Raw genomic sequence first — 14355 nt, forward strand, 5'->3', positions numbered from 1 at the left:
GAGGACACCATGTTCGGACAGGAGAAAATCCCCGCCGCTGCCGGAGGCCGGCCCGCCGGGGGAGAGTCGATCGCCTCGTACACCGACTACGCCGGGGCCCAGCGCGCCGTCGACTACCTGTCCGACAACGAGTTCCCGGTCGAGCACACCTCGATCGTGGGCGCCGACCTGCGCCTCGTCGAGAACGTCCTGGGCCGCCTCGACGCCAAGAAGGCGGCGCTGGCCGGGGCCGCCAGCGGCGTGTGGTTCGGTGCGCTGATCGGCTTGTTCCTGGGCATCTTCGCGGAGCGCGCCACCAGCTGGATCTGGATCGTGCTGATGGGCGTGGTGTGGGGTGCGCTGGCCGGTGCGCTGTTCGGCTGGATCGGCTACCGCAGCATGGGCGGCAAGCGCGACTTCGTGTCCACCAGCCAGCTCGTCGCGGCCCGGTACGACGTGCTCGTGGAGCCGGCCTTCGCCGAGCAGGCCCGCAACATCGTGGGCCGGCTCAGCCTGTAGCCGCGGGCGGCCCCGCTACAGCCACCCGTTGCGCCGGAACCCCCGGTGGATCATGAGGCACACCGACAGCGTCACCGACAGGACGGTCGGATAGCCGTACTTCCACTGGAGTTCGGGCATGTGCTCGAAGTTCATGCCGTAGATGCCGGCCACCATGGTCGGCACCGCGAAGATCGCCACCCAGGCCGAGATGCGGCGCATGTCCTCGTTCTGCGCGACCGTTACCTGGGCGAGGTTGGCCTGCAGGATCGAGGTGAGCAGTTCGTCGAATGCGGCGATCTGCTCGCTGACCCGGGCCAGGTGGTCCTCGACGTCGCGGAAGTACTCGCGGATGTCGGGATGCACCTGCCGCATGGGCCGTTCGGCGAGGATCTGCAGCGGCCGGGCGAGCGGCGTCACGGCCCGCTTGAGTTCGAGGAGCTCGCGCTTGAGCTGGTAGATGCGGCCCGCGTCGCCGTTGCCCTTGCCGCCGAAGACCTCGTTCTCGACGTCGTCGATGTCGTCCTGCAGCAGCTGGGTGACGTCCAGGTAGGTGTCCACCACCCGGTCCGCGACCGCGTGCAGGATCGAGGACGGGCCGGCCGCCAGCAGCTCCGGGTTCTCCTCCAGGCGGTGCCGCAGCTCGCCGAGGCCGCCGTGCAGGCCGTGCCGGACGGTGATGACGAAGTCCCGGCCGAGGAACACCATGATCTCGCCGGTCTCCACGACCTCGCTGGTCGCGGTCAGGTGCTCGTGCTCGACGTACCGCACGGTCTTGAAGACCGCGAAGAGCGTGTCGTCGTACCGCTCCAGCTTGGGCCGCTGATGGGCTTTGACGGCGTCCTCGACGGCCAGCGGGTGCAGGTCGAAGCGCTCCGCGATGCCCGCGAGTTCGTCGGCGCTGGGCTCGTGCAGGCCGATCCACACGAAGCCGTCGCCGCGCGTGTGCACGTCCTGGATCGCCGCGTCGGGCGCGGTGCAGCCGTGCTGCCGGCGGCCGTCCCGGTAGACCGCGCAGTCCACGACGCAGTTGCCCGTCACCGGATCGGGGGCGGCGGTGCGCACCGGGGCGCGGCGCGGCATGACGGGGCGTACGGCGGCACGCAGGTCGCGGATCATCGACATGGCGGGCTCCTTCACAGGAGGGCGCGCGTCAAGGCAGGCGTCGGTCCCGGGCGCACGGATGCGCGGACGGGTACGGCGTTTGCCCCGGTGCGGGCGGCGACAACGGGACAGGCAAATCCGGTCCTGCGGCCTGGCCGGGCAAAGTACGGGAAGGCGTCCGGTGCGCACCGGACGCCGCGGCCGACGGGTCGGCGGACGTCACGCGATACCGGGCGGCATCACGGGTACGGCAGGCAAGGGGCCGGGCTGCGGCGGCTCAGAAGGCGGCGAGGACCTCGGTGGCGGACCGAGGGAGATCGGGCGAACCGCCGGTACTGCAAGAGCTGGTATGCACCACAACCACCTCCCTGGGCCGGTCCCCGCTGGGGGTACGCCTGCGCATGCTCATCTGCTCGCACGACATGTCGTCCGACATGCGGCACAACAGCGCCGACTGCACGGGAATTCCGCGCGATCCGGCAAATCAGGGTAGCAGGCAGCGAGTTGCCGGACGGGGGCGTTGCGGTGAACCGCGTACGATGCGCGCATGTTCGACATGACGCCGCACCACGACCTGCCCGACCCCGTCCCGGCGGTGGAGGCGCATCTGGCGGCGGCGTTCGGCGAGCCGTCCGGCCGCGCGGGCGTCACCTTCGTGGGCGTCGACCCGATCGAACTGCTGCGCTTCGGTCCGGACGAGTCGGGCGTGGTGCGCTACGCCACGCTCGGCATGTCCCGCGCGCCGATGACCGACCCGGCCGCCGCGCTCGCCGATCCGGTCCGCGGCCCGCGCGCCGAACTCGTCCTGTCGGTCCGCGGCGCGCAGGACTCGGTGCTGCGTCCGCTCGCCGTGCTGGCTGCGTCCCCGCAGGTCGAGGGCCTCGTGGTGGCGCCGGGCGCGTCGCTGGACGTGGGCGGGCCGCTGTGGGAGGGCAGCGCGTTCACCGCGGTCCTGGTCGCCGAACCGGGCGGCCTGGTCGCCGACCTCGCCCTCCCGGAGCCGGCCGAGCCGGTCCGCTTCCTGCCGCTCCTGCCGATGACCGCGGCGGAGACCGCGTGGAAGCGCGTGCACGGCGCGGAGGCGCTGCAGGAGCTGTGGCTCAAGCACGGCACCGACCTGCGCGACCCCAAGCGCCGCGCGGTCCCGCTCTCCTGACTGCGCTTCAGCCCCGGCCCGATCCCTGTCCCGGCTTCGGCTCCGGCCCCAGGTCCGGCTCCGCTCCGGGCTTCGGCCCCGGCCTCAGGGGACGAGCATCACCGGGCACGGCGCTCGGTGCACCACCGCGTCGCTGACGCTGCCGAGCATCAGGCGCGCCAGGCCCTTGTGGCGGCGCGCGCCGAGCACCAGCAGGTCGGCGCCGTACTCCTTGGCGTGGTCCACGACGGCGTTGGGCACGTCGGCGCGCAGCGTCTCGCCGGCCCAGCCCTCGACCTCGGCCACCCCGGCCTCGCGCAGCACGGCGACGGCGTCGGTCACGACCTTGGCGGCCTCGGCGTCCGTCTCTTCCTCGACGATCCCGGCGGCGCCGGTGCCGCCCGCGTCCACGACGTCGACGGTCTGGACGTGCAGGACCCGGACGGCCGCACCGAGCGGTCCGGCCAGTCCGGCGGTGCGGGCGAGTACTTCGGCGGTCTCGGGCGTCGCGTCCACCGCGACCAGAATGCGTGCATACATACTTGCAATATACATCTATTCATCCACGGGCCGTGGCGGCGCGCCGTGCCGCGGAGGGGTGCCTACCTGCTGGTAACCCGGGTCGGGGATGATGTGCCGCAGAACCCCACGGGGCTCCCCGAGAGAGGACCGCATAACCATGCAGTTTGGCCGCTACTACGAGGAGTTCGAGGTCGGTGCGATCTACAAGCACTGGCCCGGCAAGACGGTCACCGAGTACGACGACCACCTGTTCTGCCTGCTCACGATGAACCACCACCCGCTCCACATGGACGTCAACTACGCCGAGAAGACGACCGACTTCGGCAAGAACGTCGTGGTGGGCAACTACATCTACTCGCTGCTGCTCGGCATGTCCGTCCCGGACGTGTCCGGCAAGGCGATCGCCAACCTGGAGATCGAGTCGCTGCGGCACGTGGCGCCGACCTTCCACGGCGACACGATCTACGGCCAGACCGAGGTCCTGGACAAGTGGGAGTCCAAGTCCAAGGACGACCGCGGCGTGGTCTACGTCGAGACCAAGGGCTACAAGCAGGACGGCACGCTGGTCTGCATCTTCCGCCGCAAGGTCATGGTCCCCAAGACCTCCTACGGCGAGGCGCGCGGCGGCGAGCAGCCCGGCCGCCCCGAGCTCCGCGAGGCCTGATCCGCGGGCGGCCCACCCGCGCCGCCCCTGGCAGTCCGCACCCCGAGGCCCGTCGACCGCACCCGCGGCGGCGGGCCTCGTCGGCGGGTCTTGCGGGCGGGCCGCGGGGCCGGGCCCTGCGGGCCTTGTGCCGCCGCAGGCCATCCGCCAGTCTGGCCGCCCAAGATCACATCCGGTGCCGGTACCGGGAACCGACAGAGCCACGCCGCGGGGGACGCCATGCAGCGCGCAAGCAGCACACCGATACGCGGACCGCTGGCCGTCGCGGCCGCGCTGACCGGCGCGGTGGCGTTCGCGGTGTTCGCCGGATGCTCCTCCGGCGGCGCCGCGTCGAAGCCGCCGGCGACGGCCCCCGGCACCGGGACGGCCACCCCGACACCAGGGCCTGCCACGGGCACGCCCACCGCAGCCGAGTCCGAGACGCCGGCGCCGTCGTCGACCGGCACGCGTCCCGCGACGGGGACCGCCACGGCCAAGCCGACGACCACCGGCAAACCCGCCACATCGGCCAAGCCGCGGTCGTCGACGCAGGTGCCCACAGCACCCAAGGACCGCCCGACCCCCACGGCAGCGCCGGTGGTCGACTCGGCCGCGCAGGTCATCGAGGACATTCGGAACGGCAAACGCACCGGGGACGTACTCATCGGCCCCGACGACTACCCCACGCCGACGCCGTACACGCCACCGCAGGTGACACCCGCGCCGTGACGCACCTTCGGCGCTTCAGAGCAGCGGGAGGCGGTCCGGTGTCGGGTACGACGGCTGCGCGCCCTCGGCGGTGACCGCCGCGGCGCCCGCGCGTACCGCGTAGCGGACCGCGTCGAGAAGGCTGTCGCCGCAGGCCAGGCGCCAGGCGAGGGCTCCGGTGAAGGCGTCGCCCGCGCCGGTGGTGTCGACCGCTTCGACTGCGGGCGCCGGGACGTGCGCGGGCTCGCCGTCCCCGTCGATGCAGATCGCGCCGGCCGCGCCGAGCGTCAGCACCAGCGACCGCGGGCGGGCGTCGACCGCGTGCGTGCCGCGCATGATGCGCCGGGCGCGGTCGACGGGCGCGAGCGCGGACTCCGCGGTGCCGTCGCCGGGACGGGCCGCCGCGTCGAGCGCCTCGTGCTCGTTGACGACCAGCGGATCGCACAGCCGCCACACGTCGGTCGGCGCGGCCCACGGGCCCGGCGAGAGGTTCAGGACCACGCGGGTGCCCGCGCGGCCGCAGCGCCGCATGATCTCCGCGACGGTCTCGTGCGGGATCTCCAACTGCAGGGACACCACGGCCGCGGCGCGCAGCGCCGGTTCGAGGGCCTCGGCGGCATCGGGGCCGAGCCGCCCGTTGGCGCCGGGGGAGACGGTGATGGCGTTTTCACCGCGCCCGTCGACGGTGATCAGCGCGACGCCGGACGGGCCGGGCTCGGTGCCCACCAGCGAGACGTCGACCCCGTCCCGGCGCAGGCCGTCGACCAGCATGCTGCCGTGCGCGTCCGAGCCGACGCGTCCGGCGAACGCCACCTGCGCGCCGAGCCGCGCGGCCGCCACCGCCTGGTTCGCGCCCTTGCCGCCGGGGTGCACGGCGAGATCGCCGCCGAGCACGGTCTCGCCGGGCCGCGGGTGGCGCGGCACGCGGACGACCAGATCGGCGTTGACCGAGCCGACGACCAAGAGCCCGGCCTCATGCCCGGCGCCATGTCCGGCCTCATGCCCGGCCCCATGTCCGGCCCCCTGGTCAGCGGACACCGGGGACGTTCCACTCGCGCAGCGCGTCCAGCAGCCCGCCGGTGAGCGGGAGCAGCAGCAGTTCCTCGGGGGACGCCCAGCGCACGTCCTCGGCGTCGTCGCCCGCCCGCAAGGTGCCGCCGTGCACGATGCAGGCGTAGTCGCGGATCTCGTACACGCCGCCGTCCGGCGCGGGCCGCAGGACGCTGCCGACCAGCGGGCCGACGGTGGCCTGCAGCCCGGTCTCCTCGGCCAGTTCGCGGGCCAGGGCCTGCGCGTCGGTCTCGCCCTCCTCGACGCGGCCGCCCGGCAGCGACCACAGCCCCTTGCCCGGGGGCGTACCGCGGCGGATGAGGAGGAGGCGCCCCTCGCCGTCCAGGACGATCGCACCGACACAGGGAGTTGCCCGCATATCGCGAGCGTATCCGCCGTTCGGGCGGATGCGCCGCCGTACACCCCGCGTGTCCGCCGCGGAACACGCGGCCCCCAATGGGGTGATCGTCCTTGACGCAGCGCCTCCGGCAAGGGACCGTCGTGCGTATGAAGGGCGAGCCGAGTTGCCCGCGCTGCGGTGGTCGGGTCCGTCCCCCAGGCCTCTTCGCCGAGACCTGGCAATGTGAGCTGCACGGATCCGTGCCGCCCCTGCAACCGGTGGTCCCGCCGAGCGTCGAGGCGCTCGATGTCGTGGTCCGCCGCTCCCGCGTGCCCGTCTGGCTGCCGTGGCCGCTCCCGGTCGGCTGGCTCTTCACCGGCGTCGCGCACGCCGGCGACGACCGCTCCGGTCCGCGCGGCGTCGCGGTGGCCTGCACCGGGCCCGCGCCGCTCGGCGGCCCCGGTGAACTGGTCCTGGTCGCCGAGGAGCTCGGCGTCGGCCTGGGCGCCCGGTTCGCGGGCCTGCCGGGGCCCGACCCCGGGCAGGGCCTCGTCGACAAGAACCTCGCCCCCGCCAAGGTGATGGCCGCCGGCCGCCCGACCGCGCTGTGGTGCGTGCCCGGGACGCCGGACGACCGGGCGGCCTACGCCGGCGAGGCGATGGGCCTGTGGCTGTGGGCGATCCTGTGGCCGGGCAAGGCCGGGCACCTGGTGTACGACGACGTCGTGCTCACCGATCTGCGGGACGCCGGCGCCGAGTTGGACCTGCTGCCCTGCGGCGCGCTCTCCCCGCAACTGCTCACCTGACCCCGGCTGCGCGTCCGCCTGCCGGTCGCCCCGACACATCGCCCACCGCGCGAACTAGGGTTGATCGTCCCGACCGGCCCCGACCCTCGCGAGGTCCGCGTGCGCATCGACCTGCACACCCACAGCACCGCGTCCGACGGCACGGACAGCCCCACCGCGCTCGTGCACGCCGCCCACGCCGCCGGGCTGGACGTCGTCGCGCTCACCGACCACGACACGACGGGCGGCTGGGACGAGGCGGCCGCGGCGCTGCCCGACGGGCTGACGCTGGTCCGCGGCGCGGAGATCAGCTGCATCGACGGCGACGGCATCAGCCTGCACATGCTGGGCTACCTCTTCGACCCGGACGAGCCGGAGTTCGCGCGGGCGCGCGAGCTGGTGCGTACCGACCGGGTGCGCCGGGCGCGCGCGATGGTCGAGCGCTGCATCGAGCTGGGCGCGCCGATCACCTGGGAGCGCGTCGTGGAGATCGCCGGGGCCGGCGCGGTCGGCCGCCCCCACGTGGCGACCGCACTGGTCGAGGCCGGCGTGGTGCCGGACGTGTCCGGCGCGTTCACCCCCGAATGGCTCAAGGACGGCGGCCGGGCCTTCGTCGGCAAGTACGAGATCTCCGCCGCGGACGCGGTCCGGATGATCCGCGCGGCCGGCGGCGTCGCGGTCTTCGCCCACCCGGGCGCCACCAAGCGCGGCCGCACGGTCTCCGACGCCACCATCGAGGAACTGGCCGAGGCCGGCCTCGGCGGCGTCGAGGTCGACCACGCCGACCACGACGACGCCATGCGCACCCACCTGCGCGGACTCGCCCGCGCGCTGGACCTGGTCACCACCGGCTCCAGCGACTACCACGGCACCCGCAAGACCATCGAGATCGGCCGCTACACCACCGGCCCCGAGGCGTTCGAGGCCATCGCCGGCCAGGCCGCCGGAGTGCCGCTGCTGCGCTCCTGACCACCGCAAAGCCTCCGCCGCGCGGGCCGCGCACCCTCCCCGATCCAGACCCGGCGCGTTCGCGTAGTGCGTCCCCCTGACTCGCACTGCGCAACGCCGTTACAGTGCGGAACGTATCCAGAGTTACGTCCGCAGTTACGGAGGGGAGCGGCAGATGAGCCGACTGGTTCGCGGGGTCGTCGCCCGGGGCAAGGGCGCGCCGGTGAGCGTCGAGACGATCGTCGTCCCGGACCCGGGGCCGGGCGAGGCACGTGTGAAGGTGCAGGCGTGCGGTGTGTGCCACACCGATCTGCACTACCGGGAAGGCGGCATCAACGACGAGTTCCCGTTCCTGCTCGGCCACGAGGCCGCAGGCGTGGTGGAGTCGGTCGGCGAGGGCGTCAGCGGCCTCGCACCCGGCGACTACGTGGTCCTGGCGTGGCGGGCGCCGTGCGGCGAGTGCCGCTCGTGCCTGCGCGGCCGGCCCTGGTACTGCTTCGACTCGCGCAACGCCGTGCAGCCGATGACGCTCGAGGACGGCACGCCGCTCAGCCCTGCGCTCGGCATCGGCGCGTTCGCCGAGATGACGCTGGTCGCGGCCGGGCAGTGCGTCAAGATCGACCCGGCGGCGCGCCCCGAGGCGGCCGGCCTGATCGGCTGCGGCGTGATGGCCGGCTTCGGTGCCGCCGCGAACACCGGCAACGTGCAGCGCGGCGACTCGGTCGCGGTGATCGGCTGCGGCGGCGTCGGCAACGCCGCGATCGCCGCCGCGCACCTGGCCGGCGCCCGCAAGGTCATCGCGGTCGACATCGACGACCGCAAGCTGGAGTGGGCCAAGGGCTTCGGCGCCACCGACACCGTCAACGCGGGCTCCACCGACCCGGTCGAGGCCATCAAGGCGCTGACCGAGGGCAACGGCGCGGACCTGGTCGTGGAGGCGGTCGGCCGCCCCGAGACCTACGAACAGGCCTTCTACGCCCGCGACTTGGCCGGCACTGTGGTCCTGGTCGGGGTGCCCACCCCGGACCTGAAGATCGAGCTGCCGCTGATCGAGGTCTTCGGGCGCGGCGGTTCGCTCAAGTCGTCCTGGTACGGCGACTGCCTGCCCACCCGCGACTTCCCGATGCTCATCGACCTGTACCTGCGCGGCCGCCTGCCGCTGGACAAGTTCGTGTCGGAGACCATCAAGCTGGACGAGGTCGAGGCCGCGTTCACGAAGATGCACCACGGTGAGGTCCTCCGCTCGGTGGTCGTCCTGTGACGATCGAGCACCTCGTCACTTCCGGCGTCTTCTCGCTCGACGGCCAGGACTTCGACGTCGACAACAACGTCTGGCTGGTCGGCGACGCGCACGAGGTCGTGGTGGTGGACGCCGCGCACGACGCGGACGCCATCGCCGCGGCGGTCGGCGACCGCCGGCTCGCCGGGATCATCTGCACGCACGGGCACAACGACCACATCAACGCGGCCGCGGCCCTCGCCGAGCGCTTCGGCGCGCCGGTGCACCTGCACCCGCAGGACCGCATGCTGTGGGACGCCGTCTACCCGGACCGCGCCCCCGACCACGACCTGGCCGACGGCCAGGTGGTGAAGGTCGCGGGCACGGAGCTGCGCGTGGTCCACACGCCGGGGCACGCGCCCGGCGCGGTGTGCCTGTACGCGCCGGAGCTCGGCACGCTGTTCTCCGGCGACACACTGTTCCGCGGCGGCCCGGGTGCGACCGGCCGGTCGTTCTCGTCGTTCCCGGTGATCCTCGACTCGCTGCGCGACCGGATCCTCACGCTGCCCGGCGACACCCGGGTGCTGACCGGGCACGGCGACGAGACGACGGTCGGCGCCGAGGCGAAGGACTACGACGCCTGGGTGGCCCGCGGGCACTGAGCCCGCCGCCGGCAAGCGCGCGGCTCGCTCACGAGCCGCCGGTCGCGTGCCGGGATCGTGCAGGCACGGCAAACGCCGAAGGCGCCTCACCCGTTCGGGTGAGGCGCCTTCGGCGGTTTTGGAATAAGACGGCCGGCGGCACCGGAGGTGCCGCCGCGGCGGTCGCCGCGATCGGCCGGATGTACAGGGACTCGCCGCGGGCCGCGGCGTGCGCCACGGCTTCGTTGACCGCGTCGATGTCGAACGTCGCCGGCTTGGCGTGCGTCCCAGTGGTCTTGCTCGAATCGTCGGTGCGGGTGAGGTTCGTGATTCGGTAGCGCATACGCGCCTCCTCTTCTTCCTCGTCTGCGGAGCCGAGTCCGGGCCGGAAAACGGCCAATCGAACACGACATAGCGTACAAATGACCCGTCGATCGCGCGCGGCGAAACAGGCGAGCCACCCGTGGGCACACGGGAGCCGCGCTGCGCGAATCGGCGAGTGATCTGCACAACACCGGATCCGGCCGAAGCATTCCCGGAACCGAAAAGTCACCGGTTCGCGACCCGCCGCCGCGGTCCCGGCACGCGGTCCGCAGGCCCCCGCGCGGGTGGCGCGTGCGGCGTACGCCCCCCGATACGGCCGCGGCGTAGGACAATACGAATCAATGGACCCGATGGATCAGTCGGCGACGCCGTCCCGCCCCGCGCCCGGGAACGCGTCCGATCCGACCGCCGCAGCCGAGCCGCCGCCGCATGCCCCGGAGCGGGCCCCGGACCGCGCCGCGGACGCCGTCCCGGAGGCTGCCGGGGCACCGGCCGCGGACCCGGCGCCCGAGGCGGCGCGTACCGCCGTGCCGGTGCGCCTGGTCTCCGCGCCCCCGCACGCGGGCACGCACGCGCTCTTCGTCGACGTCGGCTACGTCTATGCCGCGATCGGCCTGCTGGTCGCCGGGACCGCCGAGCGCCGGGCCTTCCGCGTCGATGCGGAGTTCCTCATCAGCTCGCTGATCGACGAGGCCCGCGCGGTCTTCCCGGAAGGCCGCCTGCTGCGCGTCTACTGGTACGACGGGGCCCGCAACCGGGTGCCGACCTTCGAGCAGAAGCAGGTCGCCGAGCTGCCCGACGTCAAGGTCAGGCTCGGCAACCTCAACGCGCACAACCAGCAGAAGGGCGTCGACTCGCTGATCCGCAGCGACCTCGAGTCCTTGGCCCGCAACCGCGCCATCGAGGACGCGGTCGTGGTGAGCGGCGACGAGGACCTCGTGCTGGCCGTCGAGGCCGCGCAGTCGTACGGCGTCCGCGTGCACCTGTGGGGCATCGAACCGGCGTACGGCATGAACCAGGCCGAGCCGCTCGTGTGGGAAGCCGACGTGACCCGCACGCTGCACCACGACTTCTGCGCGCCGTGCGTCTACCAGCCCGCCGGCACCGGCCCGTCGGCCGCAGCGGCGGCCTCGGCGAGCGCCGCGGCCTCGGCCGCCGCTGCGTCCGGTGCGCTGCCGACCGGCGGCACACCGCCGACGTTCGACCAGGTCTGGCGGCTGGGCGGCAAGATCGCCGAACGCTGGCTGGGCGCGCGCGGGCGCGAGGACATGGCCGGGCTGATGCCGGGGCCGCGCCTGCCGGAGAACGTCGACAAGGCCCTGCTCGTCGACGCCGAAGGCGAACTGCAGTTCTCGCTGCGCCCGCACGAGGACCTGCGCCGCGCTTTGCGCAACGGTTTCTGGGACCGCCTGAACCAGGAGTTCGGCCCCCTGCACGGCGACAGCTGAGCCGTCCGTGCCCCGTCAGCCCCGCACGGCTGCCGCTGCGTCCCAGAAGTCGGCGAGCACCTTCGCGGTCGCCTCCGGGCGCTCCGCGTTGGGGGAGTGCGCGGCGCCGTCCACCACCGTGTGCGGGACGCCCAGCCGCGCTGCCGTCTCCGCCTGCCACGGCACCGGCCACGCGTAGTCGCGGGTCCCGGACACCACCGCCACGCGCAGCCCTTCGGCGACGCATCGGGCGAGTTCGTCCGTGCGGTCCGGTTCGGTGCGCAACTGCCGTGCCACCGCGGCCAGTCCGGCCGGGGCGTTGGCGAGCCAGCGGGCCTTCATGTACGCCGCGATCCGCGGATCGGCAGGCGGCAGCACCCCCGCCTCCGCATCCATCTGCCGCATGGCGTCCCAGACTTGCTGCAGCGAAAAGGCGGCGAGCGCGTCCTCCAGCATGACCAGCCGCGGCGTCTCGGTCGCCCGGACCGCCGCCGGGCCGGTGCTCATCAGCGTCAGCGACGCCAGCCGCGCGGGCGCGTCCAACGCCGCGGAACGCCCCACCAGGCCGCCGTACGAATGCCCCACCAGGTGCACCGGCTCCCCGCCGAGCAGCGCATCCTGCACCGCCCACAGGTCCGCGACCGCCTCGGCGCGCTCGTATGCCGCCGGGTCGGACGGCCCCGCCGTCTCGTACTGGCCGCGCTGGTCGAGCGCGACGGTCCGGTAGCCGCGGCGCGCCAGCGGGTCGAGCAGCGCGATGAAGTCCTCTTTGCCGCCGGTGAACCCCGGCACCAGCAGCGCGGTCCCCACCGTCGGCAGGCCGTCCGGCGGCGCGGCGTCGAGGTACGCGAACTCCCCGCGCGGCGTCGCACCCCGGCGTGCGCGCACGGTGCCGGGCAGATCGAGAAAGGGCGGCGTGCTCACCTACCCGAGGGTAACGGCCCATCCGCGGTCCGCCGAGATCCCGCGCCCCCGCCGCCCGGCGGCAGACGCACCGCGGGCGCGTACCGGGACCTCTCGGTCCCCGTACGCGCCCGCGCGGTACTTCAGTCGCTCTTCAGCGGCCCGTCGCTCAGTCCGTGCTCTCGGCGGCCGCACCGGCTGCCGCGTCGGGACGGCGGCGACGGCGGCGGCGGCGCGGCTTGTCGCCGTCCGCAGCGGCGTCGCCCGGCGCACCGGCCTCGCCCGCCGCAGCCGCGGCAGGCTCCACGGCCGCCTCGACGAACGTCGCAGCCGGAATCCCGGCCTTCGAGGCCGCGGACTTGCGGGACCGCGTGGTCTTCTTCGCCGTAGGCGCCTGCGCCTCGGCCGCAGCGGCCTCGACGACCGTCGGAGCGGCCTCGACCGCGGCATCCGCAGCGCCCTCGACCGCGACACCGTCGCTCAGGCGGCGACGGCGGCGGCTGCCCGGGGCCCGGCGGCGGCTCGGCTCGGCGGCCTCGTCGCCCGCACCCGCCTCGGCACCCGCACCCGAGCCCGAACCGCCGCGCCCGCCGGAGCGGCCGCCCGGCCGGGTCGACCCCCCGGAGGACCGGCCGCCGCGGCCGCGGCCGCCCTTGCCGGTCTCGCCCAGGTCCTCGACCTCTTCGGCACCCAGACCCGCACGGGTCCGGTCGGCGCGCGGCAGCACGCCGGTGGCCGACTCGGGGATCTCCAGGTCGGTGTAGAAGTGCGCGGACGTCGAGTAGGTCTCCACCGGCTCCGGGAACGGCAGTTCCAGGGCCTTGTTGATGAGGCCCCAGCGCGGCATGTCCTCCCAGTCGACCAGGGTGACCGCGACGCCCGAGGCACCCGCGCGGCCGGTGCGGCCGATGCGGTGCAGGTACGTCTTCTCGTCCTCCGGGCACTGGTAGTTGACGACGTGCGTGACGCCGTCGACGTCGATGCCGCGCGCTGCGACGTCGGTCGCGACGAGCACGTCCACCTTGCCGTTGCGGAACGCGCGCAGCGCCTGCTCACGGGCGCCCTGGCCCAGGTCGCCGTGCACCGCCGCGGCCGCGAAACCGCGGTCGGTCAGGCCCTCGGCGAGGTCCGCGCAGGTGCGCTTGGTCCGGCAGAACACCATCACCAGGCCGCGGCCCTTGGCCTGCAGGATGCGCGAGAGCATCTCCTGCTTGTCCATGGCGTGCGCGCGGTAGACGTGCTGGCTGACCGAGGCAACCGTGGTGCCCTGGTCGTCCGGCGCGGACGCGCGGATGTGCGTCGGCTTGGTCATGTAGCGGCGGGCCAGCGTGATGATCTGCCCCGGCATGGTGGCCGAGAACAGCATCGTCTGGCGGACCGCGGGCAGCCGGTCGACGATCTTCTCGACGTCCGGCAGGAAGCCGAGGTCGAGCATCTCGTCGGCCTCGTCCAGGACCAGCATGCGGACCTGCGACAGGTCCAGGTGGCCCTGGCCCGCCAGGTCGAGCAGCCGGCCGGGGGTGCCGACGACGACCTCGACGCCCTTCTTGAGCGCCTCGACCTGCGGCTCGTACGCGCGGCCGCCGTACACGGACAGCACGCGCACCGAGCGGACCTTGCCGGCGCCGAGCAGGTCGTTGGTGACCTGGACGCACAGCTCGCGGGTGGGGACGACGACCAGCGCCTGCGGGCTCTTGCCGGGCAGCGCCGCGGCGCGGCCCGCCTCCACGTCGGCAGCGGTCACGACACGCTGCAGGACGGGGATGCCGAAACCGAGGGTCTTGCCGGTGCCGGTCTTCGCCTGGCCGATGACGTCGCTGCCGGCCAGGGCGACCGGGAGAGTCATCTCCTGGACGGGGAATGCTTCGGTGATGCCGAGGCTCTCGAGGGCCTCGGCAGTCTCGGAAAGTACGCCGAGTTCTCTGAATGTGGTCAGGGGTCCAGCCTCTTCTGTGTGTAGGGCCGCTGTTCTCTCTCCGAGGCGGGTCAGGACCGCGTTGCCGTAAACAGGCTTCCGAGCTGGACCTCAATGTCCGCATTTGAGCCTGTGGCACGACACGGGACCTCGGCCTCGGGCAGCAGCCCGAGCGGGGCGGTCGGAGCCGATCGTCCTCCGACCGGGCATCCGC

General features: G+C 73.6%; 16 protein-coding genes. 9 read left to right on the plus strand and 7 right to left on the minus strand.

Annotation, left to right across the window (positions count from 1 at the left end; genetic code table 11):
- Window positions 1–9: 9 nt before the first annotated feature.
- Window positions 10–498, plus strand: a complete 489-nt coding sequence (locus tag LZ495_RS21875) for a YflT domain-containing protein (protein WP_235054460.1) — start codon at window positions 10–12, stop codon at window positions 496–498.
- A 15-nt stretch (window positions 499–513) separates the two neighbouring features.
- On the opposite strand, the gene corA is transcribed toward LZ495_RS21875, so the two are convergent.
- Window positions 514–1602, minus strand: a complete 1089-nt coding sequence (corA, locus tag LZ495_RS21880) for a magnesium/cobalt transporter CorA (RefSeq protein WP_235054462.1) — start codon at window positions 1600–1602, stop codon at window positions 514–516.
- A gap of 526 nt (window positions 1603–2128) precedes the next feature.
- Here corA and LZ495_RS21885 point away from each other — a divergent pair.
- Entirely contained in the window at window positions 2129–2737 is a 609-nt protein-coding gene (locus LZ495_RS21885; protein WP_235054463.1) for a suppressor of fused domain protein, read from the plus strand.
- A gap of 84 nt (window positions 2738–2821) precedes the next feature.
- On the opposite strand, the gene LZ495_RS21890 is transcribed toward LZ495_RS21885, so the two are convergent.
- Window positions 2822–3256: a universal stress protein gene (locus LZ495_RS21890; protein WP_235054465.1), complete on the minus strand. Its 435-nt coding sequence runs from the start codon at window positions 3254–3256 to the stop codon at window positions 2822–2824.
- A 139-nt stretch (window positions 3257–3395) separates the two neighbouring features.
- On the opposite strand from LZ495_RS21890, the gene LZ495_RS21895 reads away from it, so the two are divergent.
- Both LZ495_RS21895 and LZ495_RS21900 read left to right on the plus strand, forming a co-directional pair.
- Window positions 3396–3902, plus strand: a complete 507-nt coding sequence (locus tag LZ495_RS21895; protein ID WP_235054467.1) for a MaoC family dehydratase — start codon at window positions 3396–3398, stop codon at window positions 3900–3902.
- A 219-nt stretch (window positions 3903–4121) separates the two neighbouring features.
- Complete coding sequence (locus LZ495_RS21900) at window positions 4122–4610, plus strand: hypothetical protein (protein ID WP_235054469.1); 489 nt, start codon at window positions 4122–4124, stop codon at window positions 4608–4610.
- A gap of 15 nt (window positions 4611–4625) precedes the next feature.
- On the opposite strand, the gene LZ495_RS21905 is transcribed toward LZ495_RS21900, so the two are convergent.
- Both LZ495_RS21905 and LZ495_RS21910 read right to left on the minus strand, forming a co-directional pair.
- Entirely contained in the window at window positions 4626–5627 is a 1002-nt protein-coding gene (locus LZ495_RS21905) for a ribokinase (protein ID WP_235054471.1), read from the minus strand.
- On the minus strand, window positions 5617–6018 hold the full coding sequence (locus LZ495_RS21910; protein ID WP_235054472.1) for an NUDIX hydrolase: 402 nt from the start codon (window positions 6016–6018) through the stop codon (window positions 5617–5619). Before LZ495_RS21910 ends, LZ495_RS21905 begins: the two co-directional genes overlap by 11 nt.
- Before the next feature lie 128 nt (window positions 6019–6146).
- Between LZ495_RS21910 and LZ495_RS21915 the strand changes: the two genes are divergently transcribed.
- The 4 genes from LZ495_RS21915 (at window position 6147) to LZ495_RS21930 (ending at window position 9593) form a co-directional block, all read left to right on the plus strand.
- Window positions 6147–6785 (plus strand): DUF6758 family protein, encoded by a 639-nt coding sequence (locus LZ495_RS21915; protein WP_235054474.1) that lies wholly within the window; start codon window positions 6147–6149, stop codon window positions 6783–6785.
- Between the two features lie 99 nt (window positions 6786–6884).
- Window positions 6885–7733: a PHP domain-containing protein gene (locus tag LZ495_RS21920; RefSeq protein WP_235054638.1), complete on the plus strand. Its 849-nt coding sequence runs from the start codon at window positions 6885–6887 to the stop codon at window positions 7731–7733.
- Between the two features lie 154 nt (window positions 7734–7887).
- Window positions 7888–8973, plus strand: a complete 1086-nt coding sequence (locus tag LZ495_RS21925; protein WP_235054476.1) for an S-(hydroxymethyl)mycothiol dehydrogenase — start codon at window positions 7888–7890, stop codon at window positions 8971–8973.
- Window positions 8970–9593, plus strand: coding sequence for an MBL fold metallo-hydrolase (locus LZ495_RS21930; protein WP_235054478.1), 624 nt, complete (start codon window positions 8970–8972; stop codon window positions 9591–9593). The genes LZ495_RS21925 and LZ495_RS21930 overlap by 4 nt, the downstream gene beginning before the upstream one ends.
- A gap of 28 nt (window positions 9594–9621) precedes the next feature.
- On the opposite strand, the gene LZ495_RS21935 is transcribed toward LZ495_RS21930, so the two are convergent.
- Window positions 9622–9915 carry a DUF8834 family protein gene (locus LZ495_RS21935; protein ID WP_235054479.1) on the minus strand — a complete coding sequence of 98 codons (294 nt, stop codon included), beginning with the start codon at window positions 9913–9915 and terminating at the stop codon, window positions 9622–9624.
- Between the two features lie 322 nt (window positions 9916–10237).
- On the opposite strand from LZ495_RS21935, the gene LZ495_RS21940 reads away from it, so the two are divergent.
- Window positions 10238–11344, plus strand: a complete 1107-nt coding sequence (locus tag LZ495_RS21940; protein ID WP_235054481.1) for an NYN domain-containing protein — start codon at window positions 10238–10240, stop codon at window positions 11342–11344.
- Window positions 11345–11359: 15 nt separating this feature from the next.
- On the opposite strand, the gene LZ495_RS21945 is transcribed toward LZ495_RS21940, so the two are convergent.
- A complete protein-coding gene (locus LZ495_RS21945) occupies window positions 11360–12247 on the minus strand; it encodes an alpha/beta fold hydrolase (RefSeq protein WP_235054483.1) in 888 nt (295 codons plus the stop codon).
- Between the two features lie 148 nt (window positions 12248–12395).
- Window positions 12396–14072, minus strand: a complete 1677-nt coding sequence (locus LZ495_RS21950) for a DEAD/DEAH box helicase (protein WP_235054484.1) — start codon at window positions 14070–14072, stop codon at window positions 12396–12398.
- Window positions 14073–14355 lie beyond the last annotated feature (283 nt).

This window comes from Yinghuangia soli, assembly GCF_021502675.1.
Lineage (GTDB): Bacteria > Actinomycetota > Actinomycetes > Streptomycetales > Streptomycetaceae > Yinghuangia > Yinghuangia soli.

What these genes read in the sequence shown, in the direction of transcription:
- LZ495_RS21875 (WP_235054460.1), top strand. Translation starts at nt 10, where the DNA reads ATGTTCGGACAGGAGAAAATCCCCGCCGCTGCCGGAGGCCGGCCCGCC.
- corA (WP_235054462.1), bottom strand. Translation starts at nt 1,602, where the DNA reads ATGTCGATGATCCGCGACCTGCGTGCCGCCGTACGCCCCGTCATGCCG.
- LZ495_RS21885 (WP_235054463.1), top strand. Translation starts at nt 2,129, where the DNA reads ATGTTCGACATGACGCCGCACCACGACCTGCCCGACCCCGTCCCGGCG.
- LZ495_RS21890 (WP_235054465.1), bottom strand. Translation starts at nt 3,256, where the DNA reads ATGTATGCACGCATTCTGGTCGCGGTGGACGCGACGCCCGAGACCGCC.
- LZ495_RS21895 (WP_235054467.1), top strand. Translation starts at nt 3,396, where the DNA reads ATGCAGTTTGGCCGCTACTACGAGGAGTTCGAGGTCGGTGCGATCTAC.
- LZ495_RS21900 (WP_235054469.1), top strand. Translation starts at nt 4,122, where the DNA reads ATGCAGCGCGCAAGCAGCACACCGATACGCGGACCGCTGGCCGTCGCG.
- LZ495_RS21910 (WP_235054472.1), bottom strand. Translation starts at nt 6,018, where the DNA reads ATGCGGGCAACTCCCTGTGTCGGTGCGATCGTCCTGGACGGCGAGGGG.
- LZ495_RS21915 (WP_235054474.1), top strand. Translation starts at nt 6,147, where the DNA reads ATGAAGGGCGAGCCGAGTTGCCCGCGCTGCGGTGGTCGGGTCCGTCCC.
- LZ495_RS21925 (WP_235054476.1), top strand. Translation starts at nt 7,888, where the DNA reads ATGAGCCGACTGGTTCGCGGGGTCGTCGCCCGGGGCAAGGGCGCGCCG.
- LZ495_RS21935 (WP_235054479.1), bottom strand. Translation starts at nt 9,915, where the DNA reads ATGCGCTACCGAATCACGAACCTCACCCGCACCGACGATTCGAGCAAG.
- LZ495_RS21940 (WP_235054481.1), top strand. Translation starts at nt 10,238, where the DNA reads ATGGACCCGATGGATCAGTCGGCGACGCCGTCCCGCCCCGCGCCCGGG.
- LZ495_RS21950 (WP_235054484.1), bottom strand. Translation starts at nt 14,072, where the DNA reads ATGACTCTCCCGGTCGCCCTGGCCGGCAGCGACGTCATCGGCCAGGCG.